The organism is Alteromonas sp. M12 (genome assembly GCF_037478005.1).
Taxonomy (GTDB): domain Bacteria; phylum Pseudomonadota; class Gammaproteobacteria; order Enterobacterales; family Alteromonadaceae; genus Aliiglaciecola; species Aliiglaciecola lipolytica_A.
Genome location: NZ_CP144164.1, coordinates 4,137,174 through 4,163,027, shown reverse-complemented (window position 1 = coordinate 4,163,027; position 25,854 = coordinate 4,137,174). Strand labels below are relative to the sequence as shown.

Below are 25,854 nucleotides of genomic sequence, written 5' to 3'. Positions count from 1 at the left end.
TTGATGTGTCAATTAATGATTTGGATATGAAATGAAAAAACTAACTGACTCTATGTCGCTGTTAATCAATTTGAACTTAGCTGCTGTAAAGGTTAATAAAAAGCTTGATCGTAGTTTAAGTGTGCACGGGATTAGCTTTAGTGAGTACATGGCATTGCATGTTTTGTCTAATCAACCCATGCACACAATGAGTCGAATCGCCTTAGCTGAAGCTTTAGGTATGACAGCTTCAGGTGTAACACGTATGTTGAATCCTCTAGAAAAAATTCACCTCATTGAAAAACAAAAAAATCCAAGAGACGCCAGAATAAGTTTGGTTAAGTTATCGGCCACAGGTGCTGCATTGTATGAAGATGCATCTGTCAGCTTTAAACACTTTTCTGAGAATAGTGTATCTGACTTAAGGCAATATCAAATGGAGTCTGTTCTGGAAGTACTTAAGAAGTTTTAGTTGCCCGTCCGTTTCAAACCCTAGTATTAGGTTTAGCGGACTTGCTAAAAGTACTACTCACTTTTCAGAGGTTTGTTGGTTTGCCTGGTGAGATCGCGATCTCTCTAAAGATATGTTGTGCGCCGACAACATACTCCCATCACTATGACGTTTTTTCACGCCCTTAATTCAGACATCGAACATTTATCTGCCGCTATTTTATAACGCTTTCCTAGTTTTAATATTTTGACCAACTAATTAGCGAATTTGACTAATATCCTAATTTGAAATTCAAAACGTATTTTTTAATTTCAGGTGAAAATATTAAAAGTAGATAATAAACAATGGTTTAGCTGTATTTGAAAGTTTGGCACGTAGTTTGTAATAAGAGAAGTACTGGTAAAGAAAATTGAATTTAGAATTATCAAAGTAATTCAAAATACAACACTCATATAAATCTCGGAGGATCGAAAAATGGGTATGTTCACAAGAATGTCAGACATAGTACAAGCAAATCTTAATGCCATCTTAGACAAAGCGGAAGATCCACAAAAAGTCATTCGCCTAATAGTGCAAGAAATGGAAGAGACCTTAGTAGAAATACGCTCAGTTGCGGCAAGAAGTTTAGCTGATAAAAAACACTTAGTGCGCAAACAGGAAAAGCTAGAGGGACAAGTTAAAGATTGGCAGAGCAAAGCCACAGTCGCGCTTAAAAAAGAGCGTGAAGACTTAGCTAGAGCCGCTTTAGTAGAAAAAAACAAAGCGCAAGAGTCGTTAAAATTGCTAACCAAAGAAATGGACGTGGTTGAAGAGGCTATTGCTAAATTGCAAGACGATACTTCACGTTTGCAAGAGAAACTTAAAGAAGCAAGAAGTCGTCAAAAAGCGTTGGATATTAGACAGCAATCAGTGTCAGTACGTCTGAAAGCGAAAACCTCTCAGAGTGTGGAGAAAATTGACGATGCAATTGCTCGGTTCGAACATTATGAAAGTCGTATCGACGACTTAGAATCACAAGTCGAAGCTTATGATTTGGTATCTGAAAGCCAATCTTTAAGTGCGCAAATCGAGAAGCTTGAACAAGACGAAAATATCGAAAAAGAGTTGGCTGCGCTGCGCAAGAAAGTCGCGTAACAAAGTCGGCTCGGCAATCTCTAAAATGTTTATTCGTAAGGCCTGAAATTTTTGGGCCTTCGATTAAAACGTACTAATTTCTGTAGGAGTATCAACATGAAAGACTATTTAAATACAAATCAACTATATCGTGACACGGTTCGTGGCAAAATTAGCGGCGTATGTGCAGGCATTGCAACGCATTTTAGTGTTGATGCTTGGATTGTAAGAATCGCAGCTATCGCAGCCTTTATTTTTATGCCAATGGTTGTTGGTGTGGCTTATCTGTTAGCGGTTTTGTTAATTCCAACAAGATAACCTTAGTTTCGTAGGGAGAATGCGATGAAAAATCTTATTTTAGCTATTTTGATTGCCGTACTTATTACTTACAGTTGCGGTATCTTGGTTAGCGAGTGGTTTGATTTCTCGATTCATTTAGATGAGCATATATTTGGTCCGATGGAGTCGGTTGTAGGGGTTACCGCTATTGGCGCCGTAATGGCCATTGTTGGTGTTATTGTCGCTATCAGCGTGTTTGGTGCCATAGCATTGGCTTTGTTTGTTGCGTTTGTGGCTATGTTATTGGCTGGCGTTACTGTGTTTTGGCCAATGTTACTGGTGATTGCCTTCATTATCTGGTTAGTAAAAGACAAGCGGCCAACTCAATATTAACGGTAAAAATCGCCGGGCCGCATGAATACCAGTTACCGTTATTAACCGCACAACATAATCTGCCGCCATTATTAGGTGAGACGATAAACAACTCACAACTGAAAAAGCGCTGACTATTCTGGTAAAAGCGCGTGAATTAATTGATAATTACGGGAAATTTATTATTCAGGAAAGGCAGTTTATGAAATTCGTCAAGCAGCAACCGTGGTTGATTTTCATCGGATTATTGGTTTGTAGTTTTGCTAGCTCTGCAAATATCAAAATATCAGATGCAACAGTACGTTTATTACCGCCAACAGTTCCTAATACAGCTGCTTATTTTAAAATCCAAAATACTTCCAACAAAGATGTGGTTCTGGTATCCGCCAGCACCGACATTGCTGAAAAAGCTGAATTGCATGCTCATGTTATGGAAAACGGTATGATGAGTATGCAACAACAAGAACAAATTAAAATACCAGCTGGGGAAACAGTCGCCTTCAAACCTGGTGGTTTACACGTAATGATATTTGGTCTTAAAAAGCCATTGTCAGAAAATCAAAGGGTTTTAATTACCTTGGTCAGCGAAGATCAAAAAACGATTCAGGTAGAAGCAAAAGCGGTTATGCCCGGCAAAGAAAAGTCACATAGCCATCATTAGAATAGATGATGTTATGCGTGTAAGGTGTCATTAATTCAAAATACAGGAAGCATATTATGCAACGTTTTTTAAATGCGAAATGGCTCACCACCACTTTCCTAATAATTGTGTTTATAGGTTGGTTAGTTTCTATCTATTGGAGTTCAGAACCTGATTCGTTCAATGTGAGAACTGAAGCTCAATCATATGCTCAAGCGAATTCGGAAAATGTGGTTGTAGGTTACACAACAACTCATACACTGATTCGTGTGGTGGAATCGTTAATGGATAAACCGGGTGGTTATTTATCAAACGACGTTATGCCGCCGGGAATATTCATGGATAACATGCCTAGATGGGAATTTGGAGTGTTAGAAATGTCGCGTGATCTTGCGTTGGCAATGCGCAAAGATTTTAGTCGCTCGCAGTCACAATCTATGGAAAACCCAGAGTTAATAAAAGCGCAGCCAGCGTTAAATATGAATCACCTGAGTTGGATGCTTCCTTCAGCAGAGTCAATGTACCAAGACGCGCTTAAAGATTTGTATGCTTATCGAACTGATTTGGCTGATAAAGGCCAAGGCAGTGCGCAATTTTTCTCTCGAGCAGATAACTTGAGGGATTGGTTGAAGCAAGTAGAAAAACGATTAGGCAATCTTTCACAGAAGCTAAGTGCCAGTGTCGGCCAAGAAGTGCTAAACACAGATTTAGCTGGGGATGCACAAGCTAGACAGTCTACACCTGAACCTAAACAGCGTTATGAAAAAACCAGCTGGTGGAAAACCGACGATAATTTTTATGAAGCAAGAGGTGCCGCATGGGCTCTGATTCATTTTCTCAAAGCGGTAGAAGTCGATTTTGCTGACGTGCTTGAAAAGAAAAATGCCACAGTCAGTTTGCGTCAAATTATTCGTGAACTCGAATCTACTCAACAGACAATTTGGAGTCCGATGATTTTAAATGGAAGTGGCTTAGGTATGTTAGCTAATCACTCATTAGTCATGGCGAACTATATTTCCCGAGCAAATGCTGCTTTAATCGAATTAAATGAACTGTTAAATCAAGGATAAAAGAGTGAAACATAGAGTCAAATCATTAATTTTAGCCGCATCCGTAGTCGCTGTACCTGCCCAAGCAGATACTCTACTCGGTTTGTATGTGGGTGCCCAAGGCTGGAATATGGATACCGAAGGTGGATTTGCCAACGATGCTGATATAACCAGATTTAATTTTGATACTGAAACTAAGTCGAGTTTTTATGCCGCATTAGAGCATCCGATCCCGTTGTTACCGAATATCAAAGTTCGTCAAACAACCCTAGATACCAGTGGCGATATTACACTAAATAGCACATTCACTTTTAATGGTGAGATTTTTAGTGTAGACACGGCGCTGACCACGGAAGTGGATATGAGCAATACCGACTTTATTTTGTATTACGAATTATTTGATAACGATTTGGTTAGTTTTGATTTCGGCATCAATGGGAAATACGTAGACGGTGAAATATTTGTTAGAGAAACGGCGGACGCCTCTAACTTTGCCAGAGAAGAGTTTTCTGGTGTTGTGCCTATGGTGTATTCAAAACTTTACATTGGCCTACCTTTTACCGGCTTAGGGGTTTACGCAGAGGGCAGTTATTTGGCGATAGATGACCACTCTTTGAGTGATTATGAAATCGCGTTAGCTTACGAATTTATAGACAATTTGGCGATTGATATGACGCTACAACTGGGCTACAGAGCGACTTCTTTAGAGTTGGAAGATCTAGATGATATCTACTCAGATTTAGAGTTTAGTGGTGCATTTGCCGGGATCGAAATACACTTCTAAGTCAATAAAGTTTGGTTTTAAGTCCAATAAGTAATAAAAAATCCTATTTAGGTCTTTCCTGTTAATAATAAAAAACGCTAACCTGCTTGCATCAATTAAAAGGTTAGCGTTTTTATGTCTTCAAAGAACAATCAGGCACTTGTGCCAACTGCTGTTATTAACGAATCACAATGGCAACAAATTAATAGCGCCATCGCGCCGCTAAACAATGACCAGCTTACTTGGATGAGCGGCTATTTGGCGGGTTTAGCACATCAACAAACCGGTGGACAAGTCGTTGCACCTGCTGCAACTGGTGCCGTTGTTGAAAAGCAACTTACAATTCTTTATGGATCACAAACTGGCAATGCCAAAGGTGTTGCCCAAGACTATAAAGAAAAGGCAGAACATGCTGGTTTGAAAGTCAACTTACTGAGTATGGCTGACTACAAAGCTAAGCAGTTGAAAAGTGAAACTCATCTACTTATCGTGGTCAGTACTCACGGTGAGGGCGATGCGCCAGATGATGCAGTTGAATTACATGAGTTTGTTGGCAGTAAAAAGGCACCTAAACTGCCAGAATTAAATTTTGCTGTAGTTGGCTTAGGTGATAGCAGTTATGAATTCTTCTGCCAGACCGCAAAAGACTTTGACGCTCGTCTTGAAGCCTTGGGCGCCAAACGCATTACTCCAAGAGTCGATTGTGACGTAGATTACGAAACTGTAACCAACGCATTTTTTGATCAAATAGCCATTCAGTTAAAAGAAGAATTTGCCGCTAGTCAAGCGCAAGTTGCACCTGTCGCTGGGGCTGTAGTTAGTACTTCTGGAACGGCAAGCAAATCAGAATATTCTAAGAAAAATCCATTTACGGCTACTTTATTAGAAAGTCAAAAAATCACTGGGCGAGATTCAATTAAAGATATTCGTCATATCGAAATTTCTCTTGAAGAATCAGGTATTCAATATCAACCAGGTGACGCATTAGGAATTTGGTTTACCAATGACGAAGCGCTAGTTGACGAATTATTGAAGCTCGTTGCTGTTGATGAAAATGAAACCGTGGTGGTTGGCAAGGATACTCTTAGCGTTAAACAGGCGTTAATCGAAAAATTTGAGTTAACCTTGAGTTATCCTACATTTGTGAAGAGCTATTTAGAGTCTGCTCCGAATGAAAAATTACAAGCATTATTCGATGATAAAGCGAAGCTAAGAGAGTATTTAGCGGATAAGCAAATTGTTGATATTGTGACTGATTTCCCAGCAAAAATTAGCGCTGAGCAGCTGGCTAGAGCACTCAGGCCCATTACCCCAAGACTGTATTCAATCGCTTCGAGTCAAGCAGAAGTAGATGATGAAGTGCACCTTACTGTTGCAATGGTTGAATATGACGTCAATGGCAATGTGCGCCAAGGTTCAGCTTCCAACTTCTTGGGGAAACGCCTAGAAGAAGGTCAAGAGCTCAAAGTGTTTGTCGAACATAACAATAACTTCCGTTTACCACAAAACCCAGAAACACCGGTGATCATGGTTGGTCCAGGCACAGGAATCGCTCCGTTTAGAGCTTTCATGCAACAGCGTGCAGAAGATGATGCCGAAGGTAAAAACTGGTTGTTCTTTGGAAATCCAAGTTTTACTCAAGACTTCCTATATCAAACGGAATGGCAACGTTTTGTTAAAGATGGCGTGGTAGACAAAGTTAGTTTGGCATTCTCCCGTGACCAAGAGCAAAAGATTTATGTACAGCACCGCATTTTAGAAAATGGTGCTGAGTTATTTGATTGGCTAGAGCAAGGCGCGCATTTTTACGTATGTGGTGACGCGACCCACATGGCTAAAGATGTTCATGATGCACTTTTGACTGTTGTTCAAGAACACGGTGGTAAAAGTGAAGAAGATGCTGAGGCGTATTTAACCGAAATGCGTCGTAGTAAGCGTTATCAGAAGGATGTGTACTAATGGTTTCCGATAAAAAGTTTATAGTTGAAGGTAAATTGGCAGAAAACGAGCGTATTAAAGGCGATAGTAACTTTTTGCGCGGGACGATTGCCCAAGACCTTAAAGACGATTTGACCGGTGGCTTTACCGCTGACAATTTTCAGTTAATTCGATTCCACGGTATGTATCAGCAAGATGACCGTGATATTCGTGCTGAACGAGCGAAACAAAAACTAGAGCCATTACAAAATGTGATGTTGCGCGCACGTTTACCTGGAGGAATTATTTCTCCAAAACAATGGTTAGCAATCGACAAGTTTGCAGAAGAGCATAGCCTTTACGGCAGTATTCGTTTAACTACTCGTCAAACGTTTCAGTTCCATGGTGTATTAAAACCACACATTAAAATGATGCACCAAATGCTTGATAAAGTGGGGATTGATTCAATCGCCACCGCTGGCGATGTAAATCGGAACGTGCTGTGCACGTCAAATCCAGTGGAGTCTGCAGTACATCAAGAGGCGTACGAATGGGCTAAGAAAATTAGTGAACATTTGCTGCCTAAAACGCGCGCTTATGCTGAAATTTGGTTGGATGGAGAAAAGGTCGAAACGACTGAAAATGAACCCATTCTAGGAAATAACTATTTACCGCGTAAATTTAAAACGACAGTGGTTATTCCACCGCATAACGATATTGACGTGCATGCAAATGACCTTAACTTTGTGGCCATTGCTGAAAACGGCAAACTAGTTGGTTTTAACGTATTAGTGGGCGGCGGCTTAGCCATGACCCATGGTGATCACTCTACTTATCCTCGTAAGGCTGATGACTTCGGTTATATCCCATTGGATAAAACCTTGGATGTCGCAGCTGCTGTTGTTGGTACTCAGCGGGACTGGGGGAATCGTGTTAACCGTAAAAACGCGAAAACCAAATACACTCTTGAACGTGTTGGGGTTGAGAACTTTAAAGCTGAAGTTGAAGCTAGAGCGGGCATTGAGTTTGCGCAAAGCCGTCCGTATGAGTTTACTTCTCGTGGAGATCGTTTCGGTTGGGTTGAAGGCGTTGATGGCAAATACCATTTAACCGTTTTCATTGAAAACGGCCGTATTCTAGATTACCCAGGGAAAACCTTAAAAACAGGCTGTGCTGAAATTGCTAAAATTCACACTGGTGATTTTCGTTTAACCGCGAATCAAAATCTGGTTATTGCTGGCGTGCCTGCTGAGCAAAAACAGGAAATTGAATCTTTAGCCAGAACTCATGGCTTGATTTCAGATGACGTGAGTAATCAACGATTAGATTCCATGGCTTGTGTTTCATTGCCGACTTGTCCTTTGGCAATGGCGGAAGCTGAACGTTATCTGCCTGATGCGGTAACGGAAATCGAAGGTTTGCTAGCAAAACATAATGTCGCTGACCGCAGCATAATATTCCGTGTCACTGGTTGTCCTAATGGATGTGGTCGAGCCATGCTTGCAGAAGTTGGTTTGGTTGGAAAAGGCCCTGGTAAATACAATTTCCACCTCGGTGGCGATCGTCAGGGTACGCGTATCCCCAAAATGTACAAAGAAAATATTAGCGAGCAAGAGATTTTAGCTCACCTCGACGAACTTATAGGTCGTTGGGCTAAAGAAGGTAACCAAGACGAAGGTTTTGGTGACTTTTTGATTCGCGCTAAAGTCATCGCTCCGGTTGTTAATTCAGCCAAGGATTTTTATGCCTAACGCAGTATTCCAAAATTCAGCCGAAAATGCTCATGCAGCAGATTGGATTAACAGTCTAGACACTGAGCAATTCGCTGAGCTTAATGCAGATCTTGAAAAACAAACACCTCAACAACGGGTGGTTTGGGCGCTCAAGCATCTGCCAGGTGAGCACATCGTTTCGTCTAGTTTTGGTGCTCAATCAGCGGTAATGTTACATTTATTATCTCAAGAATATGCCGATATTCCTGTTGTCTTAACTGATACCGGTTATCTTTTTCCTGAAACCTACAAATTCATTGATGAGTTAACAGTGCGATTAAAGCTTAATTTGAAAGTGTATCGGGCTCCAGAGTCCGCTGCATGGCAAGAAGCTCGTCACGGATTATTATGGGAACAAGGTATCGAAGGTATTGAGAAATACAACAAGATGAACAAGGTTCTACCTATGCAGCAGGCTTTGAAAGAGCTGAAGGTTGGAACTTGGTTTGCTGGTTTAAGACGTTCTCAGTCAGACTCTCGTGAAAACTTAAATGTGCTGCAAAGATTAAACGGACAAACCAAAGTTTATCCAATTATTGATCAGTCAAACAAAGCACTGCATCAGTACTTAAAAGCACATGATCTGCCTTACCATCCACTTTGGGAGAAAGGTTTTGTGTCTATTGGTGACTGGCATACTTCGAAAGCTTTGGAAGCTGGTATGAGTGAGCAAGATACGCGTTTCTTTGGATTGAAGCGCGAATGTGGGTTGCATGAGTTTGGTGACGGCATTTAGCGGGGATAAATCCCCGCCTACAATGTAGCATGGGCTTTAGCCATGATTAATTTAAGAAGCAGCCGAAACTTTATCCAATTTTGTCCTGAGTTTTAGTATCAAAATCACTGGCATCGTGACGCTCATGCAACTGTGATTCTGGTTCTCCCCAAGTTTTATTTACCATGCGACCACGCTGTACTGCTGGACGCTCAGCAATCTGATCTGCCCAGCGAATAACATTTTTGTATGTATGGGCTTCAATAAATTCAGCTGCATCGTAAGCTAACCCTTTGACTAAAGCGCCATACCAAGGCCAAGTTGCAATATCCGCAATCGTATATTCATCACCACACATGTACTCTTTGTCAGCCAGTAGCTTGTCGAGCACATCAAGCTGACGTTTTATTTCCATGGTGTAGCGATCTATAGGGTATTCAAGTTTTTCAGGTGCATACGCGTAAAAATGACCAAAACCGCCGCCTAACAAAGGCGCACTAGCCATTTGCCAGAATAACCATGATAGACATTCTGTGCGTTGAGTGGGGTCTTGAGGTATGAATTCGTTAAACTTTTCAGCCAAATACAACAGTATCGAACCTGATTCAAACACGCGAGTAGGTGGTGATGTGCTGTGATCAACAAGGGCTGGAATTTTAGAGTTTGGATTAGCCGCCACAAAACCACTGCTAAATTGATCGCCTTCTAAAATATCGACCAAAAATGCGTCGTATTCCGCTCCTTTGTGTCCTTTTTCTAACAGTTCTTCTAGCAATACAGTCACTTTAACGCCGTTTGGTGTCGCTAAAGAATAAAGTTGCAAGGGATGTTTGCCCACTGCTAACTCTTTGTCGTGAGTTGCACCTGATATTGGCCTGTTAATATTTGCAAATTTCCCACCGCTTTCTTTATTCCAAGTCCATATTTTAGGTGGGGTATAAGAGTCACTCATTTTAGCTCCTGATAAAATTAGATAAGCGTATAGGATCGCATAGAATATTTAGATTGGGGTCAATTGAAAAACTTAAAGTAATGAACTTCAATTTAATTCAAACTCACCTGAAAGTAATACTAACAGGTCATCAATATAGTGTTTATTGGCAGTGCTATTTATCAAGCGCGCTAGTTCAGAGCCAATTGAGGTAAATTTATAATATTGTAGGCTTAAGCCTCTTTTTTTCGGGGCTAAATGAAAGCTTTCGCCGGCACAGCGATATTGAAATCTACTCTGTATTTCAAGCTCACTAGTCTCTATTTCACTATTATAAATTAACCCTAGATCCATTAACGATAATAGGTCAGGGTAGGCTAAACCATATGCGGCTAAATTTATTTGTTCGTTTTTAATCAGTCTAAACACTGACAAAATATTAGGTTTTCGATGATAACCGTAGATGATTTTTAAACCGTGTTCACCTTTTCGTCTACTTGCCATTCCTACCGCTAACTTGAGGATTTTGGCATCTCTATGGGTTAAGTTTTTTAAAGTATGTAAGGTTTTAAGTGAAAAAGAGCCGGGAACGCTTATCTCTACTGTGAAAATTTTAGCCCATAATTCTTGCATTGCTGGTGAATTGATATTTTCTGCCATTTCGCTAAAACTGAAGAACCAATCGGGATCCAGTTCATCTTGAACTGCTTGCTCTTGGCTGAAATCTGTCGCTAAAGTAAGTATACGTTCTAAATTTTTTAATTTTCGTTGTGCTTTTACAAACTGATGGCGACTCACCTTTTTATGCAGGTCTTGTTCAATAGCGCTCTTTTGCCCTATTGCAATGCCCGCCCTACTAAACCATTGCAGCATTTTGGTTTTCACCTGTTTAGCGTGCTCGGTGCTGGCTTTTTGTGTCGATGACACCTGTCCTTGCGCAGTGCTTTTGGCAACGGAATCTTTCCCCTGTAAGAGGTTGGGAGGTGGGATATTGGAATCTATTTTCATATAAGTGAAATTGACCTAGATAATAGGAGAATGATTATACCCGAAATCCACAACAATTGACGAATTCGACTGACATTATGAAATTGTGACAAAAACAAGCGGTTTTGCTGAATTTTGCTACAATTATTATTCCTCTTTGCTGCATATTGAGATATGTTTAAGCTGTAAACAATAGTATTCACCAATTATGGTGTTCGTATAGTGGAAGGATGAATGTCTCCAACGGATTATGAAAATGATGAATTGATTTTCTTGGAAGAAGACGAATCACAGGAACAAGAGACTAATTTCGGTCGCTGGAATGTGTTAGTAGTTGACGATGACGAAGAAATTCATTCAGTAACCAGATTAGCTTTGTCTGATTTACAGCTCAATGACAAAAAGCTACATTTTCATCATGCTTACTCAGGAGAGCAAGCACTCACTATCATTGAAAAGTTAGGCAGTAAACTAGCCATTATTCTTCTCGATGTCGTAATGGAAACCGATGATGCTGGGTTAGTGGTCGCGCGCAAAATGCGCGAAGAACTTAAATTAATGGAACCCAGAATAATCCTGCGAACAGGTCAGCCTGGTTATGCACCAGAAGAAAGTGTCATTAAAGAATACGATATTAATGATTACAAAACAAAAACCGAACTTACTCGCAGTAAACTGGTTACTACAATAATCGCCTCTCTTCGTTCGTATCAGCAAATACTCACCATAAATCAAAGTCGCCAAGGCTTGGAAAAAATTATTCACTCCTCAGCTAACCTATTAGAAGAGCACTCAGTGAAGGGGTACTGCGAAGGCATAGTAACCCAAATTAGCTCATTAATTGGTCTAGATGCTGGCGGTGTTGTCTGCGCGCGGGCTGGTGCTATTTTAGATAAAGAAGATAACAGCGTGTATGTGTTAGGGGCCGCTGGAGAATTTGCCAAGTACATCAATGAAAGTTTGGAAAACCTGCACGATAAAAAAATCGTTGATTCAGTAAGTCGCTGTTTAAGCAAAAAACAACACTTATATGAAGACAATTACTCTGTCTTGTATTTAAACAGTTCCGGTTACGATGCTGCGGTTTTTCTCAATGCAAAAAAGCAGATCAATTCACTAGACCGAAAACTGCTAGAGGTGTTTTTACACAGTATTTCCATCGGCTATGAAAATGTAAATCTGTTCCACCAATTGCGCACAGCAGCATTTAAAGACTGGTTGACCAAACTGCCCAATCGTAATGAATTCATTAATATGCTTGATGAAACTGCAGTAATGACAAGTACCGGTTACAACGTAGTCGCGTTGCTTGATATTAAGCATTTTTCCGATGTAAATGATGGATTAGGACAAGATGCAGGGAATAACCTGCTAAAAGCTGTATCTAAGCGAGTTCAGGACAGTTTAGGGGCAAATGTCAGAATGGGCCGTATCGGTGCTGATGTTTTTGGTTTGATTGGTTCTGAAGAAGTGGTGAATCCTGAACGAGTTAACGCTTTGTTTGCGTTCCCGTTCAAGGCTGGAGATCACACCTTACCTATTAATATAACCATGGGCTTTTGTAAGTTAGTAGATTATGAATGCTCTGGTATTAATTTATTAAAACAAACCAATATTGCCCTAAATCGAGCGAAAAAAGACCTCAACACCAATTTTGGTTATTACGAACCGGAAATGGAAGAAAAGACGACTTGGCGATTAGGTTTGATTCGCCAACTACGAACTGATTTTTCTGCACGCAAGTTAGAAGTTTGGTATCAACCGCAAGTAGATTTAGTCACTGAACGTGTTGTTGGTATGGAAGCGTTGTTGCGCTGGCCAACTGAAAATGAGGGCTTTATTTCCCCTGCGGTATTTGTTCCGTTGGCAGAGTATTCGGGTCTGATTATTGAAATTGGTGCTTGGGTTTTAGAGGAGTCATGCTGTCATCTCAAAGAGCTTATAAACAAAGGTTACACCGATTTGCGCATGGCTGTGAACATTTCCATGCCGCAATTCAGAGACCCAGACTTCATTCAAACGGTTAAAACGTCAGTAAACGACAATTCAATAGTGCCGGCGCAATTGGAATTGGAAATTACTGAAAGTGTTGTGATGGACGAACCGCAAATTGTTGTAGAGTCACTCAAGGAACTTAAAGAGTTTGGAGTGAAAATCGCCATTGATGATTTTGGTACTGGATTTTCATCAATGAGTTACTTGCAGCAACTGCCATTAGATCGCTTGAAGGTAGACAGGTCATTTATTAACGAGATAAAGCCCAATAAATCTGCATTCATTGCCGAAACTATTGTAACTTTGGGTAATCGTCTTGGTTTACAGACAATTGCTGAAGGTGTAGAAAAACGAGAGCAAGCTAGCTATATGTTGAAGTTAGGCTGTGATGAAGCGCAAGGTTATTTATATGCAAAGCCGATGGCATTTGATGAACTTGTCAAATTTTTAGATAGCTATCAATAATATATCAAACTCTTTTTGCTCAGTTATCCAAAAGGAAATTGCTCATTCGCTCTAGGTATTATCCTGAATGATTGTTTTAACTTCAGGTAAAACAGATTCTTCAAACCAAGTGTTCTTTTTTAACCAAATATTATTCCGTGGTGAAGGGTGGGGTAACACTATGTATTCTGGCAAATAGTCTTGCCAGTTCCTGACTCTGTTAGTGACACCTAACTTGTCGTTTAAGTAGTAATTTTGTGCATATTGACCAATCAAAAGGGTTATTTTGGGTGTAAATGAAGATAGCAATCTTTGATGCCAAATCTCTGCACACTTCTTTATAGGGGGAAGATCTCCAGAAGATGACTTTCCAGGATAACAAAACCCCATGGGTAAAATAGCGACGATATTTTCGTCGTAGAAAGTTGCTTTATTCATACCTAACCATGTCCTTAATCTATCTCCAGAAGCATCGTTCCATGCTAAGCTAGAATTATGGGCGGCGAGACCAGGTGCTTGACCAATTATACAAATTTGGCTATTCGCACTTCCTTGAATGATTGGGTTAGGTTGCAACGGCAGAATATTCACACATTCTCGGCAGTTTCTTGCTAAATCAAAGCCATTTTTTTTCAATAAATTACACTCTGTCATAATACTGTCATAAAACTATGGTCCGAATTTGTTGGTACCACACATAGTCTGTGTTATATTCTTTTCATCGGAGAACCGATGAATTAATAGGAGTAACACAATGCGTAAATTATTTTCTCTTCTTGCCGTCTTATCTTTAGGAACGGTTGCGCATGCTCAAGCCGATCAGTTAAAAACCTTTGATTGTGTAGACAAGCAATCGTTTGAAGTGAATAGTCAATGCATGGCAAATAAGATTAGCCAAAATATGACTTATCGAAACGTGCAAATGGACATTGCTGAAAAAGCAAATATTCAAAGTGATGCAATTATGGCCACTATAAAATATTATCCAAAAGACGCGTTAATCGAAGTTGTCGCTCACCGAGATGCGTTAGCGGACCAATCGCTAACAGCAGCAGTGCAACGCTAAGTTATTAAGCTTTTAAAAAAACCTGACAATCGTCAGGTTTTTTTTGTTTCGTATTTTAGCTTTCGACATTCGCGGGGCTAAAGCACCCGCCTACATATAGCAATCAAACCCAACATCAAATTTAAATTGTAGCATGGGCTTTAGCCCATAGAATCAAACCCAACATCAAGTCTAATTGTAGCATGGGCTTTAGCCCATGGAGCCGAGAACAACATCAAATTTAAATGTAGCAAGGGCATTAGCCCATGGAGTCGAGAACAACATCAAATTTAAATGTAGCAAGGGCATTAGCCCATGAAATCTACCTAAACCGCAGGTCGTGCCATAAACATCACTAGCAAAAAACTTTGTTCAGTTTAGGGTTTATTAAAGCCAACGCTAAGCCATTTGATAAAGTTCGTAGAACTTTTGCTTCTGCTGCAACATACTTAATTTTAGTTCTTTGTATTTGTTTGCCAATTCAAAATTGTCGTAACTTTTTTTGATCCGCGCTTGATTAAATTCCAACAACTTTTTCTTAGTCGCATAATAATCACTCATTTTGGCAACTAGCACATCGTACTCGTGTTGTAGTTTAACCATAATTTCTTCAGCGTCTGGTAGATTAGAGATTTTCTTCTGCGTACGTTTCATCATCATTTCAAAACGGGCTTTTTCAATTCTTTCTTCAGGGCAACGACGAAGGTTTTTCGCCAGTTTTAGCGCACAAAGTCCACGAATCAACCACTTAGTTGGATCAAATTGCCACCAATGGATGCCGTTTCGGTAATCGTACTCAAAAATATGATGATAATTGTGATAGCCCTCACCAAAGGTGAAAAAGGCTAAGATACCATTGTCTCGAGCAGTGTTTTTATCTGTGTAAGGCTGTTTACCCCAAATGTGCGCAAGGGAGTTGATAAAGAAAGTCACGTGGTGAACAACAACTAATCTAAAAACGCCAGCTAGCAGCAGCATGCCTAATACGTCGCCATTTAAAAATCCTAATGCGATTGGAATTCCAAAGTTGGTCGCTAACACTATGGGTAAATAGTATTTATGTTGCCACATGACAATAGCGTCTTTTTGCAAATCTCTACAGTTTTTATAATCATCAAAGCGGTGTGACTCATAATCTCTGAGCATCCAGCCTATGTGAGAAAATAGAAATCCACGTTTAGCGGAATAGGGGTCTTTGCCATTTTGATCCACAAATTTGTGGTGAACTCTATGATCCGAACTCCAGTGTAAAATACTATTTTGCAGTGCCATAGCACCGCCAACCGCTAATATGAATCGAACAACAGAATTGGTTTCATAAGCTTTATGGGACCATAATCTATGGTAGCCGGCCGTTATTGACATGCCTGAAAAGTAAATCAAGAAAACACATGTAATCACTTCAAACATGTCGAAACCATTGAAATAGGCTTCTAATGGTACGCCAATAACAGCGATTACACCGGTAATAAGAAAGACCAATATGTTGGTCAGTAGCAGAGGAGGTTTATTCATTTAATATACTTTTGAGCTTACAACTGTACGCTAATTTATCCTGAGCTAGGTATTTTATCAAGTAAATAAATTGAAAAGACTGTTAACCTGAGGTGTAATTCAAGCTGATAACTTTATTATTAGTGTAAAACATCTGAGGGTAGTAAGTGATTCAAACTCGACAGCAACAAAAGTTAAAAACCCGTCGTGCAATCATAGATGCAGCTTTTGGTCTGTTAGATGAACAACATAGTTTTTCAAGTATGAGTCTCAGGGAAGTGGCAAGAGCCGCTGGTATCGCGCCTACGTCCTTTTATCGTCACTTCAAAGATATCGATGAGTTAGGGTTAACGCTAGTGGATGAAGCTGGGTTAACTTTGCGTCAATTAATGCGTCAAGCTAGAGTAAGAATAGCGTCAGGAGGCGGAGTTATTAGTACTTCCATAGATACGTTTATGGAATTTATCTCGGCTAACAGCAATATTTTTAGATTGTTATTAAGAGAACACACTGGGACCTCAAACGCCTTCAGAGCTGCCGTGTTCAGAGAGATTCAGCACTTTACCGAAGAACTGACCGACTATACTGTGGCAACAACTGGTTTAAATAGAAAACTCGCGAATTTACAAGCTGAAGCAATGGTTAAACTGGTGTTTAGTACTGGTGCTGAGGCGCTGGATTTAGATCCTATTCAAAGAGAACAATTGGCGATTCGATTAAAAATTCAGTTAAGGTTCATTACAAATGGCTCGTTAGAGTTCGCTAAAAGCAATGAACCTATTTAAATCTTGTTAGTTTTTTCGCACTAAATACACACCGGCTTCAACGTGGTGGGTATAGGGGAACTGGTCAAATAGAGCAAAACGATGGACTTCATGAGTTTTGCTTAATAGGTCCAAATTATTTTGCAAGGTTTCTGGGTTACATGAAATATACACGATATTGTTATATTTACTGATCATTGAAACTGTTTCATCATCTAAACCTGCTCTTGGCGGATCGACTAACACTGTGCGGCAATCGTATTGGGCTAAATCCACCCCTTCTAGTCGATTGAATTTTCTTATCCCCGCTTGGGCTTGTACAAACTCTTCGCTAGACATACGAAGAATTGTCACATTGTCAGCCTGATTGGCGCTGATATTATATTGTGCTGCAGCAACTGAGGTTTTTGAAATTTCGGTGGCTAAAACCCGTTTGAAGTTTTGCGCCAAGGGAATGCTAAAGTTGCCTAAGCCGCAGTATAATTCGAGTAAATCACCTTCGCTATTTGCGGTAACATCAAGTGCCCATTCAAGCATTTTTTGATTAACCAACGCATTTGGTTGAGTAAAGCTATTTTCAACTTGCTTAAATTCATAGGTTCTTTGTCCTATAGGTAAACGCTCGATGACAAAATCTTTATCCACTATGACTTTTTGTTTACGGGCTCGACCCACTATATCTATTGGATAGTGCTGTCTTAGCTGTTTTAAAATTTTACTTATCTGTGCATGCCAGCTTTCATCTAATGGCTTGTGGTAAAGCAGGGAAACGACAATTTCACCACTTAAAGTACTTAAATAGTCGATTTGAAATAGTTTGCGTCGCGCTATTTCATTGTCTTTTAATAGCACCACCAAATCGGCCATTACTTGATTGATCAGTTTACTCGCGGGAGGAAATTGATCGACGCGGTATTTCTCTTTGCTTTGTTGGTCGAACATGATGTGAAACAGCTCATCACCTTCATGCCAAACACGAAACTCCGCACGCATTCGGTAATTCAGAGTTTGCGAAGCGAACACTTCTAATTTGGGCATTTTAAATTGGCTAAACTGAGCGCTTAAAGCTGTCACTTTTTCATCGAGTTGAGCTTGGTAAAATTGGGGATCTATTTCTGTTGGACGCATCAAAAACTCGATAAGGTTGGCATTGAAAGAAGATTCGCGAATTTTAAAGATTTCCTGCGCGCTTGCAAATGCAATTTGGTTTTTGTTTTATCGTACATAGGGTAAAGCACTAATTTGACTGATTATTTCCCATATTAGCGGAGTTATTTAATTTAATTTCTCAATAAAGTGAATTTATAGCCGATACTATTACATGAGGATAGTGAGGTATTGCACATGAATTTCGGTGAAATTAAAGCGTTTATGGGAGATAAAACTCAGGTTAATCCCAATGACGCTGTGAAAAATCAATTGCGCGAAGCGGGTTTAAGACAAGCCGAAGCGGGTATAAGTGCGCCTGCAGAATCTACGGTTAGCAAACTCAGCTCGCAAACCACAGTCGGGTTAAGAATTTACAATAGCTCGCTCAATCAAACATTACAAATTGATGAGAAGCGGGCCAATCTTAAAAACCCAGAAGAAACTAACAAGAGTCTGTTTGACTTCGAGGAAGTGGCCAAGAATGTGCTCCAATTTGTTGGTGGAGTGATATCTGGCGCTGCTCGTAATGGGGCAGATGAAGAAACATTAGTTAGTTTATTCGAACAAGCACGTTCCGGTGTTTCTAAAGGTATTAAGCTGGCTGAAAAAGATTTATCTGGTTTTATGAACGAAGAAATTTCCGACGGAATAGGCCGAAGTGCCGATTTGATTGAACAGGGAATTCAGCGTTTACAAGATAAACTCTTCGGTAGTCAGAGTGATCCAGAAGATAGGGAATTGCAATCAGATACTTCGTTAATAACAGAGAGTCTTTCTGCCTCCAGCCAACAAAATGGCGAATTACAGATCCGCACTCGAGACGGTGATGAAGTGGTTATTCGTTTCGAAGATTTAAAACAATTCGAATTAAATCGACAGGTTTTATTGCAACAAGAAAAACAGATTAAGCAAGAACCAAACATTGAGCACAATGATGTATTGCCACGGGCTGGTATTGACAGTGCTGGAAATGAAACAGTAGAAACTGCCAACAACGAAGCTGAAGAAGTATCAGCTCAATCTAATACTCAATCTGAAACGTCTCAAGCCGCCACTAAACAAACAGAAGTGCAGCAGTCGGTGTTTATTGCACAGAATAATTACAGCTTTTCTGTATCTGGAGAGTTAGACGAAAGTGAGTTGCAGTCCATTGGCCAGTTAGTTTCTGATGCTAATGATTTGGCTACGACGTTTTTTGATGGTGATATCGAACGGGCCTTCGAACAGGCCTTAGAAATTGGTTTTGATGAACAGGAGCTAACCGGCTTCGCTTTGCAGTTAACTCGACAAGAGCAAGTGGAAGTAGTTAAAACTTACGAGTCAGTCTCACACTACAGCGATGAGCAAGGTAGTCAAGAACAGTCATCAAAGCCGGTGGAGAGAGTAAGTGATTACTTACAAAAAATGTTGAATGTGTTTGAGCAATCACAGCAAAAGTTAGCCGATGGTGATCAGTACGAAACTTTGATTAATAGCATTATTAATGAAGTGCAGGATTTAGGTACAAATGATTTGGTGTCGGCAATCAATGATTTTCATGCATTCAATAAACAGTTATTGAATAATTTGCCCACTGCAAATCAATCATCTGAATCTGAACAATAGTTTAGAGACTAGTGCCACAGTTTATTAACAGGCTGTGGCACTAGTGCATAAACTGAAGTGCCTTTGGATTAATCAGCCCCACTGATGATCTGAATTTGCGCGATATCAGTGTCACCCTTTAAGACTTTCAAAATACCGTCTTGGGTAAGAGTACGCATACCGTCTCGCATTGCCTGGGCTTTCATTTCTGTTACCGATGCTTCTTTGTAGACAAGCGAGCGAAGATCTGGAGTCATGGTGAGAAGTTCATGTACACCGGTTCTTCCTTTATAACCAGTGTCACCGCAATCATCACAACCTTTTCCTCGGTGCAACCTCAATGGCTCTTGAAGATCCAGTTCTTGAAGATATTCTTCACCGTATTGACGGCGGATAAATGCCATGTCTGTTTCGGAAGCTTCATATTCTTCTTTGCAGTTAGAGCATAATGTACGAATCAAACGTTGCGCCATAATACCAACACAGGCATCAGAAAAGTTAACCGGATCTAATCCTAAATCTAATAATCGGGTTATTGTTTCTGGCGCTGAATTTGTGTGCAGAGTCGAAAGCACCAAGTGACCGGTTAAGGATGCTTCAATACCGGCATGAGCGGTTTCTTTATCCCGCATTTCACCAATCAGGATGATATCCGGATCGGCCCGCAAGAAAGCCCGCAATGCATTAGCAAAGGTAAAACCTATTTTGGGACTGACCTGAACTTGTTGTAAACCAGGTTGGGTTATTTCCACCGGATCTTCGGCAGTCCAAATTTTCTTATCTGGTGTGTTTAAATATCCCAATATTGCATGCAAAGTGGTAGTTTTACCTGAACCAGTTGGACCTACAACTAGCAATATTCCATGGGGCTTTTTGATCATTACCCGCAACATGCTCATATTTTTTGGTGAGATGTTCATTTTTTCAATGGGCAAGGCGCCACCCGAGGCCAATATCCTCATGACCACGCCTTCGCCGGCTACTGTGGGTATTGTCGCGACCCGAACTTCAACCAATTGGCCAGACATTTTAAATGCCAACTTGCCATCTTGAGGGACACGCTTTTCTGCGATGTTCAAGTTTGACATGATTTTTATACGGGCAATAACCGCACTATGGTGAGACGCTGGAACTTGTGTAATATCTCGACAAACACCGTCGATACGCATTCGTACCCGAGTTGGACCGTTCTTTTCTGGATCCACATGAATATCTGACGCATTTAGTCGTTTTGCGTCGTGCAGAACACGACTAACCAAACGTACCACTGCAGGAGCATCATCCGACATCTCCTCACTGGTATCATCTAATTCTTCACTACTGGTACCAATTTCGTCCAGTATTTCATCCATCTCGCCTGGCGTACCACCACCACCGCCTGCCCCTAAATATTGTAAAACTTGATTGGGCAAGCCTACGGAGATTTCATAACTGTCTATCCCTAATGCGCTTTCAATTTCCATCAAAAGTGCAGCATTGTTAGGTTCTGCCATTAAAACTATCGGGTTTTCAGAGGCGTCTGCTAACACCACAACGTAGTTTCGTTTTAAATAAGACAGGTTTAATTTATTGCCACTTTGTAATACGTGATATTTCTCAGGAAGATAACTAATATAAGGAACTTGATAGTGAACTGATAATGCATTACCCAATTCATCTTCAGGGATACGGGCTTCTGATACCATGCGTTGGATTAACTGGCGGATATCTTTACTGGATTCAGTAAATTGTTTGAGATCTTTTTCAGACATCAATTTGCGATGAACAAGATAATCAAACGGATTACTGGTGCCACCTAACTCATAACGAAATTTATTGCCTAATATTTCTGACAACGAATTCGCTAAGCGCAGGTCGGCATCACCAAAGGAACCTACTTTTTTATTAATAATCTGCATTACGCCCATCAACACGCCGGCGTTCAAAATCGGCACACAAATGATATTTTCAGTTTTAAAGGAACTGTTTTTATCAAATTTGTCGGCAAACTTTAGGCGAGGATGTATTTCCGCGAGCTCTTGCGCATTATAAGGATCACTAATCAATAATGGTTTTTGACTCAGTGCAACATACCCAGCTATGGACTGGGGACTGATAGGAACTTTAATTTGAAGTGTCTCTTTACCCGTTTTAAAACGGGCAACCAAGTCTTGATGTTGACGCCTGCGTTGAAAAATACTCATACGCTGAGCTTCAAACAAATTCAGAATAATCGGTTCCAATTGCTGATAAGCATCCATCAATGAAGGATGTGCTTCTAACAATCTGTCTATTTTTTGAAGAGTCTCTTCAATAACAAGTTCTGTTGCCATCTACTACGGTCAGTGTCATTACTTATTCCCTAACTATAACTGAGTGTAATCATTAACAAAACCTAAGATTTAGATTGCTTCTCATCGGACTCGCTTGGTTTCACATTTTGGTTGAATAAAAAGCCCATAATGCTTAACAGCATTGCGCCATGCATAATAGGATTTGCGAGTATATCAGTTCCTTGTCCATACCAGTCACCGATTGCCTGTATGAAGGCGAATCCAATCGCTATATAAAATATCCAATTTATAAAGGTGATTAATTTAGGTGGCATATTATTAGCCTTCATTGCTATCTGTTTTTGAGGATTTTTCTGTTGTGTACTCATTGAACAAAAAACCGCAGATGATATAGAGCAAAGCGGTTTGTAAATTGGGATTAGTTGACATATCAATATCATTCACAATCCAACTATAAGTCGCACTCCAGAGATTAGTAGCTATCATAAAAAATAAAATAGCATTGGCGAATATTATAAATTTACGGTCCATAACACTTCCTTAAAAATTTTTGTTTTATAAAAAATAAAAGGGGAGGCATATCCCCTTCTATCATTGAGCTAAATCAGTGGAATAAGTTATATATGGAGATCCCAAGTTGGTAACCAGCTTTTCCTCCGAACACATACCCAACACCGTAGCCGATAGCGTAACCTGTGACTTCGTTGTCGGGCATTCCTCCTGAAACTTCTACCAATTCAATTTTATTTAATTCGATCATAAAAGCTCCTTTTAATTAATGAGTAGCATCATACCAACCGAAACCAAGCCCTCTGCCAAATGCCATGAGCCCCGGTAGGCTGTTAATATAGCCTACCGCTGACATGCCGGCGCCAAAAGCCACAACTAAAGGGGCTACACCACCATTCACTTCTTCTAATTGCATTACATTCAATTCTCGCATTTGCGAATTCCTTTTGATTAATTAAAATTCGTCGTATGGCTAAACATCACCTACGAACTCTTTATTGCGCTAATGTGGTTGTTAATACTTTCCTACATCAATGCAATATCAAAAGGTTAGTGAAATGGTAACTAAAATACACCTGTCCCTTGGTACAGTTTTTTATCGCTATTATTTCTCTTAATTGTTGTACTTATAAAAAAACCTTCTAAACTCGACTTTTATTAGTAATAGGCGTTGCAATAAATCTTCACACATGTATAATTCGCGCCCACTCGCCCTGATGGGTAGTGATTTCAGCCCTATCAATAATTAACCATGTAAGTGGGGAGTTTGAGAAAAAGCTGAAATATTATGAACAAGACCCCAATTGTGGGTCATCGGTTTACATGCATCCTCCCACCTAATGAAAGGTTGGTGTGGATGGTTTTTTTTGTTCTTTCGATTGGAGCTTAATCGATGCCAAATCAAAGAATTCGTATTCGTTTGAAAGCGTTTGATCACAAGTTGATCGATCAGTCTACGGCTGAAATCGTTGAAACTGCGAAACGTACAGGTGCTCAGGTTAGCGGTCCTATTCCACTACCTACTCGCAAGGAACGCTATACAATATTGGTTTCACCTCACGTGAATAAAGACGCACGTGATCAGTATGAAATCCGTACACATAAGCGTTTGGTAGATATCATTGAACCAACTGATAAAACAGTTGATGCATTGATGAGATTGGACTTGGCTGCCGGTGTTGATGTTCAAATCAGCCTGGGCTAACAAGAGAGGGTTTTAACAATGGCGATTGGTCTTATCGGTCGTAAAGTAGGAATGACGCGTATCTTCACTGAAGATGGTGTTTCAATTCCTGTGACTGTTATAGAAGCGACCCCAAACCGTGTGACTCAGTTACGTACTGAAGAAACAGATGGGTATCGCGCGCTACAAGTAACCGCTGGTGATAAAAAAGCAAACCGCGTTAATAAAGCTTCAGCAGGTCATTTTGCTAAAGCTGGCGTGGAAGCGGGCCGTGGTTTATGGGAGTTTCGTTTAGACAGCAACGAAGGCGAAGGTATTGAAGTAGGCAGTGAAATTACTGTTGAAATCTTTACTGAAGCTACAAAAGTTGATGTTGCAGGAACTTCTAAAGGTAAAGGTTTTGCCGGTGCTATCAAACGTTGGAACTTTAGTCACCAACGTATGACACATGGTAACTCTTTGTCTCACCGTGCTCCTGGTTCGATTGGCCAAAACCAATCTCCAGGTAAAGTTTTCAAAGGGAAGAAAATGGCTGGCCAATTAGGCAATAAAGCTGTGACTACTCAATCTTTGGAATTAGTACGTGTTGACGCAGAGAACAACCTTCTTCTAATCAAAGGTGCAGTACCTGGTGCTCCAGGCAGTGACGTTATCGTCAAGCCTGCAGTTAAAGCGTAACGTCTGGGAGTTAAGTGATGGAATTAGTATTGAAAGACGCGAATAGCGCTCTTGAAGTCTCCGAAGCAACCTTTGGACGTGATTTTAACGAAGCGCTAGTACACCAAGTAGTAGTGGCTTACGGTGCAGGTGCCCGTCAGGGTTCTAAAGCACAAAAAACACGCTCTGAAGTTAGAGGCGGTGGCAAGAAGCCTTGGCGTCAAAAAGGTACAGGTCGTGCCCGTGCTGGTACAATCCGCAGCCCAATTTGGGTTGGTGGTGGCCGTGCGTTTGCAGCCAAACCTCAAGATCACAGTCAAAAAGTAAATAAAAAGATGTACCGTGGAGCTATTCGTAGCATCCTTTCTGAATTGGTACGTCAAGATCGCTTGATTGTGGTAGAAAAATTTGGTGTTGATGCACCTAAAACAAAAGCATTGATTGCTAAGCTTGACGAACTTGAGCTTAACGACGTGTTAATCGTAACGTCAGAAGTAGAAGAGAACTTGTTCTTGGCTGCTCGTAACTTGTATAAAGTTGACGTTCGTGATGTTCAAGGCATTGACCCAGTAAGCTTAATTGCATTCGAAAAAGTGTTAATCACTGCCGATGCAGTTAAACAGCTAGAGGAGTCGTTAGCATGATCTCTGAAGAGCGTTTACTTAAGGTGCTTTTAGCACCGCATGTTTCTGAAAAATCAACCATGGCTGCTGAAGGCAACAACGCTGTTGTTTTCAAAGTCGTAAAAGACGCAAACAAAGCTGAAATCAAAGCGGCAGTTGAAAAACTGTTTGAAGTTGAAGTTAGCAGCGTTCGTACCTTAAACGTGAAGGGTAAAACCAAGCGTCACGGTCAGTCTTTTGGTAAGCGTAACGACTGGAAAAAAGCATACGTTGTGCTTAAAGAAGGTCAAGACATCGACTTCGTCGGTGGCGAAGCTTAAGAAGGGGATTTGATATGCCATTATTAAAAGCTAAGCCGACTTCTGCTGGTCGTCGTCACGTAGTTCAGGTTACAAATCCTGATCTACATAAAGGCGCACCTTACGCACCATTGCTTGAGAAAAACAGCAAGTCTGGTGGTCGTAACAACAATGGTCGCATTACTGTGCGTCACATTGGTGGTGGTCACAAACAGCATTATCGTTTAATTGACTTCAAACGTAACAAAGATGGCATTCCAGCCAAAATTGAACGTTTGGAATACGATCCTAACCGTTCAGCTAATATTGCACTTGTGCTTTATGCTGATGGTGAGCGTCGTTATATTCTTGCTCCGAAAGGTGCTCAAGCTGGACAACCTATACAGTCTGGCGCTGATGCTCCAATCAAAGCGGGTAACGCCATGCCAATGCGTAACATCCCAGTAGGTACAACTGTACACGCTATTGAGATGAAGCCTGGTAAAGGTGCTCAAATTGCTCGTTCTGCAGGACAATATGCACAAATATTAGCGCGTGCCGAAGGTTATGTAACACTTCGTCTACGTTCTGGTGAAGTACGCAGAGTTCTAGCCGATTGCCGCGCCACTATTGGTGAAGTTGGTAACGCTGAACACATGCTACGTTCACTGGGTAAAGCTGGTGCAACACGTTGGCGCGGTGTGCGTCCAACAGTTCGTGGTGTAGCCATGAACCCAGTAGATCACCCACATGGTGGTGGTGAAGGTCGTACCTCTGGTGGCCGTCATCCAGTTTCACCTTGGGGTGTACCAACTAAGGGTAAGAAAACCCGTAGTAACAAGCGTACCGATAAACTTATCGTACGTCGTCGTAACAAGTAACAGCGA

The 25,854-nt window shown here is 40.7% G+C and carries 29 protein-coding genes; 19 read left to right on the top strand and 10 right to left on the bottom strand.

Features of this window, described 5'->3' with window-relative positions; genetic code table 11:
- The first annotated feature begins 31 nt into the window (after nt 1-31).
- From VUI23_RS17825 to VUI23_RS17780, 10 genes are all read left to right on the top strand, one after another.
- Nucleotides 32-451, top strand: a complete 420-nt coding sequence (locus VUI23_RS17825) for a MarR family transcriptional regulator (protein WP_342805241.1) — start codon at nt 32-34, stop codon at nt 449-451.
- A 453-nt stretch (nt 452-904) separates the two neighbouring features.
- A complete protein-coding gene (gene pspA, locus VUI23_RS17820) occupies nt 905-1,564 on the top strand; it encodes a phage shock protein PspA (RefSeq protein WP_216048911.1) in 660 nt (219 codons plus the stop codon).
- 96 nt (nt 1,565-1,660) lie between these two features.
- Entirely contained in the window at nt 1,661-1,861 is a 201-nt protein-coding gene (locus VUI23_RS17815; protein ID WP_216048910.1) for a PspC domain-containing protein, read from the top strand.
- A 24-nt stretch (nt 1,862-1,885) separates the two neighbouring features.
- A complete protein-coding gene (locus VUI23_RS17810; protein WP_342805239.1) occupies nt 1,886-2,215 on the top strand; it encodes a hypothetical protein in 330 nt (109 codons plus the stop codon).
- Between the two features lie 181 nt (nt 2,216-2,396).
- Entirely contained in the window at nt 2,397-2,855 is a 459-nt protein-coding gene (locus VUI23_RS17805) for a copper chaperone PCu(A)C (protein ID WP_303499203.1), read from the top strand.
- A gap of 56 nt (nt 2,856-2,911) precedes the next feature.
- Nucleotides 2,912-3,904 (top strand): DUF2333 family protein, encoded by a 993-nt coding sequence (locus tag VUI23_RS17800; protein ID WP_216048907.1) that lies wholly within the window; start codon nt 2,912-2,914, stop codon nt 3,902-3,904.
- A 4-nt stretch (nt 3,905-3,908) separates the two neighbouring features.
- Nucleotides 3,909-4,667, top strand: coding sequence for a TIGR04219 family outer membrane beta-barrel protein (locus tag VUI23_RS17795; RefSeq protein WP_342805237.1), 759 nt, complete (start codon nt 3,909-3,911; stop codon nt 4,665-4,667).
- Between the two features lie 114 nt (nt 4,668-4,781).
- Nucleotides 4,782-6,605: an assimilatory sulfite reductase (NADPH) flavoprotein subunit gene (locus VUI23_RS17790; RefSeq protein ID WP_216048905.1), complete on the top strand. Its 1,824-nt coding sequence runs from the start codon at nt 4,782-4,784 to the stop codon at nt 6,603-6,605.
- Nucleotides 6,605-8,314, top strand: coding sequence for an assimilatory sulfite reductase (NADPH) hemoprotein subunit (gene cysI / locus VUI23_RS17785; RefSeq protein WP_342805235.1), 1,710 nt, complete (start codon nt 6,605-6,607; stop codon nt 8,312-8,314). The genes VUI23_RS17790 and cysI overlap by 1 nt, the downstream gene beginning before the upstream one ends.
- Nucleotides 8,307-9,071 (top strand): phosphoadenylyl-sulfate reductase, encoded by a 765-nt coding sequence (locus tag VUI23_RS17780; RefSeq protein WP_342805233.1) that lies wholly within the window; start codon nt 8,307-8,309, stop codon nt 9,069-9,071. The genes cysI and VUI23_RS17780 overlap by 8 nt, the downstream gene beginning before the upstream one ends.
- Nucleotides 9,072-9,141: 70 nt before the next feature.
- Here VUI23_RS17780 and yghU read toward each other — a convergent pair whose 3' ends face one another.
- Together yghU and VUI23_RS17770 are read right to left on the bottom strand one after the other, a co-directional pair.
- Entirely contained in the window at nt 9,142-10,002 is an 861-nt protein-coding gene (gene yghU, locus VUI23_RS17775) for a glutathione-dependent disulfide-bond oxidoreductase (protein ID WP_342805231.1), read from the bottom strand.
- A gap of 87 nt (nt 10,003-10,089) precedes the next feature.
- Complete coding sequence (locus VUI23_RS17770) at nt 10,090-10,989, bottom strand: TIGR03899 family protein (protein WP_342805229.1); 900 nt, start codon at nt 10,987-10,989, stop codon at nt 10,090-10,092.
- 213 nt (nt 10,990-11,202) lie between these two features.
- Here VUI23_RS17770 and VUI23_RS17765 point away from each other — a divergent pair, with 213 nt between their 5' ends.
- The gene (locus tag VUI23_RS17765; RefSeq protein ID WP_342805227.1) at nt 11,203-13,428 is read left to right on the top strand and encodes an EAL domain-containing protein; all 2,226 of its coding nucleotides are present in this window, start codon (nt 11,203-11,205) and stop codon (nt 13,426-13,428) included.
- 51 nt (nt 13,429-13,479) lie between these two features.
- On the opposite strand, the gene VUI23_RS17760 is transcribed toward VUI23_RS17765, so the two are convergent.
- Complete coding sequence (locus VUI23_RS17760; protein WP_342805225.1) at nt 13,480-14,061, bottom strand: uracil-DNA glycosylase family protein; 582 nt, start codon at nt 14,059-14,061, stop codon at nt 13,480-13,482.
- Between the two features lie 100 nt (nt 14,062-14,161).
- Here VUI23_RS17760 and VUI23_RS17755 point away from each other — a divergent pair, with 100 nt between their 5' ends.
- A complete protein-coding gene (locus VUI23_RS17755) occupies nt 14,162-14,473 on the top strand; it encodes a pyridine nucleotide transhydrogenase (RefSeq protein WP_216048898.1) in 312 nt (103 codons plus the stop codon).
- A 378-nt stretch (nt 14,474-14,851) separates the two neighbouring features.
- On the opposite strand, the gene VUI23_RS17750 is transcribed toward VUI23_RS17755, so the two are convergent.
- Nucleotides 14,852-15,967, bottom strand: a complete 1,116-nt coding sequence (locus VUI23_RS17750; RefSeq protein WP_216048897.1) for a fatty acid desaturase — start codon at nt 15,965-15,967, stop codon at nt 14,852-14,854.
- A gap of 146 nt (nt 15,968-16,113) precedes the next feature.
- On the opposite strand from VUI23_RS17750, the gene fabR reads away from it, so the two are divergent.
- On the top strand, nt 16,114-16,731 hold the full coding sequence (gene fabR, locus VUI23_RS17745; protein WP_216048896.1) for an HTH-type transcriptional repressor FabR: 618 nt from the start codon (nt 16,114-16,116) through the stop codon (nt 16,729-16,731).
- 6 nt (nt 16,732-16,737) lie between these two features.
- On the opposite strand, the gene trmA is transcribed toward fabR, so the two are convergent.
- The gene (gene trmA, locus VUI23_RS17740; protein WP_342805223.1) at nt 16,738-17,838 is read right to left on the bottom strand and encodes a tRNA (uridine(54)-C5)-methyltransferase TrmA; all 1,101 of its coding nucleotides are present in this window, start codon (nt 17,836-17,838) and stop codon (nt 16,738-16,740) included.
- 216 nt (nt 17,839-18,054) lie between these two features.
- Between trmA and VUI23_RS17735 the strand changes: the two genes are divergently transcribed.
- Nucleotides 18,055-19,464, top strand: coding sequence for a DUF5610 domain-containing protein (locus tag VUI23_RS17735; protein WP_342805221.1), 1,410 nt, complete (start codon nt 18,055-18,057; stop codon nt 19,462-19,464).
- A gap of 68 nt (nt 19,465-19,532) precedes the next feature.
- Here the strand turns inward: VUI23_RS17735 and VUI23_RS17730 are convergent, their stop codons facing one another.
- The 5 genes from VUI23_RS17730 to VUI23_RS17710 form a co-directional block, all read right to left on the bottom strand.
- Nucleotides 19,533-21,755, bottom strand: a complete 2,223-nt coding sequence (locus tag VUI23_RS17730; RefSeq protein ID WP_303499211.1) for a GspE/PulE family protein — start codon at nt 21,753-21,755, stop codon at nt 19,533-19,535.
- A gap of 62 nt (nt 21,756-21,817) precedes the next feature.
- On the bottom strand, nt 21,818-22,030 hold the full coding sequence (locus tag VUI23_RS17725; RefSeq protein ID WP_303499212.1) for a hypothetical protein: 213 nt from the start codon (nt 22,028-22,030) through the stop codon (nt 21,818-21,820).
- 4 nt (nt 22,031-22,034) lie between these two features.
- A complete protein-coding gene (locus VUI23_RS17720) occupies nt 22,035-22,247 on the bottom strand; it encodes a hypothetical protein (protein WP_216048891.1) in 213 nt (70 codons plus the stop codon).
- Between the two features lie 73 nt (nt 22,248-22,320).
- On the bottom strand, nt 22,321-22,476 hold the full coding sequence (locus VUI23_RS17715) for a hypothetical protein (RefSeq protein ID WP_216048890.1): 156 nt from the start codon (nt 22,474-22,476) through the stop codon (nt 22,321-22,323).
- A 15-nt stretch (nt 22,477-22,491) separates the two neighbouring features.
- Nucleotides 22,492-22,659: a class IIb bacteriocin, lactobin A/cerein 7B family gene (locus VUI23_RS17710; protein WP_216048889.1), complete on the bottom strand. Its 168-nt coding sequence runs from the start codon at nt 22,657-22,659 to the stop codon at nt 22,492-22,494.
- 459 nt (nt 22,660-23,118) lie between these two features.
- On the opposite strand from VUI23_RS17710, the gene rpsJ reads away from it, so the two are divergent.
- From rpsJ to rplB, 5 genes are read left to right on the top strand one after another with little or no spacing between them, the layout of a single operon-like run.
- Nucleotides 23,119-23,430 (top strand): 30S ribosomal protein S10, encoded by a 312-nt coding sequence (rpsJ, locus tag VUI23_RS17705; RefSeq protein WP_006002183.1) that lies wholly within the window; start codon nt 23,119-23,121, stop codon nt 23,428-23,430.
- Between the two features lie 18 nt (nt 23,431-23,448).
- Nucleotides 23,449-24,087, top strand: coding sequence for a 50S ribosomal protein L3 (rplC, locus tag VUI23_RS17700; RefSeq protein WP_342805219.1), 639 nt, complete (start codon nt 23,449-23,451; stop codon nt 24,085-24,087).
- Between the two features lie 17 nt (nt 24,088-24,104).
- Nucleotides 24,105-24,710, top strand: coding sequence for a 50S ribosomal protein L4 (rplD, locus tag VUI23_RS17695; protein ID WP_216048887.1), 606 nt, complete (start codon nt 24,105-24,107; stop codon nt 24,708-24,710).
- Nucleotides 24,707-25,009, top strand: coding sequence for a 50S ribosomal protein L23 (gene rplW / locus VUI23_RS17690; RefSeq protein ID WP_216048886.1), 303 nt, complete (start codon nt 24,707-24,709; stop codon nt 25,007-25,009). Before rplD ends, rplW begins: the two co-directional genes overlap by 4 nt.
- A gap of 14 nt (nt 25,010-25,023) precedes the next feature.
- Nucleotides 25,024-25,848, top strand: coding sequence for a 50S ribosomal protein L2 (gene rplB, locus VUI23_RS17685; RefSeq protein ID WP_216048885.1), 825 nt, complete (start codon nt 25,024-25,026; stop codon nt 25,846-25,848).
- The last annotated feature ends 6 nt before the right edge of the window (nt 25,849-25,854 follow it).

What these genes read in the sequence shown, in the direction of transcription:
- VUI23_RS17825 (WP_342805241.1), top strand. Translation starts at nt 32, where the DNA reads ATGAAAAAACTAACTGACTCTATGTCGCTGTTAATCAATTTGAACTTA.
- pspA (WP_216048911.1), top strand. Translation starts at nt 905, where the DNA reads ATGGGTATGTTCACAAGAATGTCAGACATAGTACAAGCAAATCTTAAT.
- VUI23_RS17815 (WP_216048910.1), top strand. Translation starts at nt 1,661, where the DNA reads ATGAAAGACTATTTAAATACAAATCAACTATATCGTGACACGGTTCGT.
- VUI23_RS17810 (WP_342805239.1), top strand. Translation starts at nt 1,886, where the DNA reads ATGAAAAATCTTATTTTAGCTATTTTGATTGCCGTACTTATTACTTAC.
- VUI23_RS17805 (WP_303499203.1), top strand. Translation starts at nt 2,397, where the DNA reads ATGAAATTCGTCAAGCAGCAACCGTGGTTGATTTTCATCGGATTATTG.
- VUI23_RS17800 (WP_216048907.1), top strand. Translation starts at nt 2,912, where the DNA reads ATGCAACGTTTTTTAAATGCGAAATGGCTCACCACCACTTTCCTAATA.
- VUI23_RS17790 (WP_216048905.1), top strand. Translation starts at nt 4,782, where the DNA reads ATGTCTTCAAAGAACAATCAGGCACTTGTGCCAACTGCTGTTATTAAC.
- cysI (WP_342805235.1), top strand. Translation starts at nt 6,605, where the DNA reads ATGGTTTCCGATAAAAAGTTTATAGTTGAAGGTAAATTGGCAGAAAAC.
- VUI23_RS17780 (WP_342805233.1), top strand. Translation starts at nt 8,307, where the DNA reads ATGCCTAACGCAGTATTCCAAAATTCAGCCGAAAATGCTCATGCAGCA.
- yghU (WP_342805231.1), bottom strand. Translation starts at nt 10,002, where the DNA reads ATGAGTGACTCTTATACCCCACCTAAAATATGGACTTGGAATAAAGAA.
- VUI23_RS17770 (WP_342805229.1), bottom strand. Translation starts at nt 10,989, where the DNA reads ATGAAAATAGATTCCAATATCCCACCTCCCAACCTCTTACAGGGGAAA.
- VUI23_RS17765 (WP_342805227.1), top strand. Translation starts at nt 11,203, where the DNA reads ATGTCTCCAACGGATTATGAAAATGATGAATTGATTTTCTTGGAAGAA.
- VUI23_RS17760 (WP_342805225.1), bottom strand. Translation starts at nt 14,061, where the DNA reads ATGACAGAGTGTAATTTATTGAAAAAAAATGGCTTTGATTTAGCAAGA.
- VUI23_RS17755 (WP_216048898.1), top strand. Translation starts at nt 14,162, where the DNA reads ATGCGTAAATTATTTTCTCTTCTTGCCGTCTTATCTTTAGGAACGGTT.
- VUI23_RS17750 (WP_216048897.1), bottom strand. Translation starts at nt 15,967, where the DNA reads ATGAATAAACCTCCTCTGCTACTGACCAACATATTGGTCTTTCTTATT.
- trmA (WP_342805223.1), bottom strand. Translation starts at nt 17,838, where the DNA reads ATGCGTCCAACAGAAATAGATCCCCAATTTTACCAAGCTCAACTCGAT.
- VUI23_RS17735 (WP_342805221.1), top strand. Translation starts at nt 18,055, where the DNA reads ATGAATTTCGGTGAAATTAAAGCGTTTATGGGAGATAAAACTCAGGTT.
- VUI23_RS17730 (WP_303499211.1), bottom strand. Translation starts at nt 21,755, where the DNA reads ATGGCAACAGAACTTGTTATTGAAGAGACTCTTCAAAAAATAGACAGA.
- VUI23_RS17725 (WP_303499212.1), bottom strand. Translation starts at nt 22,030, where the DNA reads ATGCCACCTAAATTAATCACCTTTATAAATTGGATATTTTATATAGCG.
- VUI23_RS17720 (WP_216048891.1), bottom strand. Translation starts at nt 22,247, where the DNA reads ATGGACCGTAAATTTATAATATTCGCCAATGCTATTTTATTTTTTATG.
- VUI23_RS17715 (WP_216048890.1), bottom strand. Translation starts at nt 22,476, where the DNA reads ATGATCGAATTAAATAAAATTGAATTGGTAGAAGTTTCAGGAGGAATG.
- VUI23_RS17710 (WP_216048889.1), bottom strand. Translation starts at nt 22,659, where the DNA reads ATGCGAGAATTGAATGTAATGCAATTAGAAGAAGTGAATGGTGGTGTA.
- rpsJ (WP_006002183.1), top strand. Translation starts at nt 23,119, where the DNA reads ATGCCAAATCAAAGAATTCGTATTCGTTTGAAAGCGTTTGATCACAAG.
- rplC (WP_342805219.1), top strand. Translation starts at nt 23,449, where the DNA reads ATGGCGATTGGTCTTATCGGTCGTAAAGTAGGAATGACGCGTATCTTC.
- rplD (WP_216048887.1), top strand. Translation starts at nt 24,105, where the DNA reads ATGGAATTAGTATTGAAAGACGCGAATAGCGCTCTTGAAGTCTCCGAA.
- rplW (WP_216048886.1), top strand. Translation starts at nt 24,707, where the DNA reads ATGATCTCTGAAGAGCGTTTACTTAAGGTGCTTTTAGCACCGCATGTT.
- rplB (WP_216048885.1), top strand. Translation starts at nt 25,024, where the DNA reads ATGCCATTATTAAAAGCTAAGCCGACTTCTGCTGGTCGTCGTCACGTA.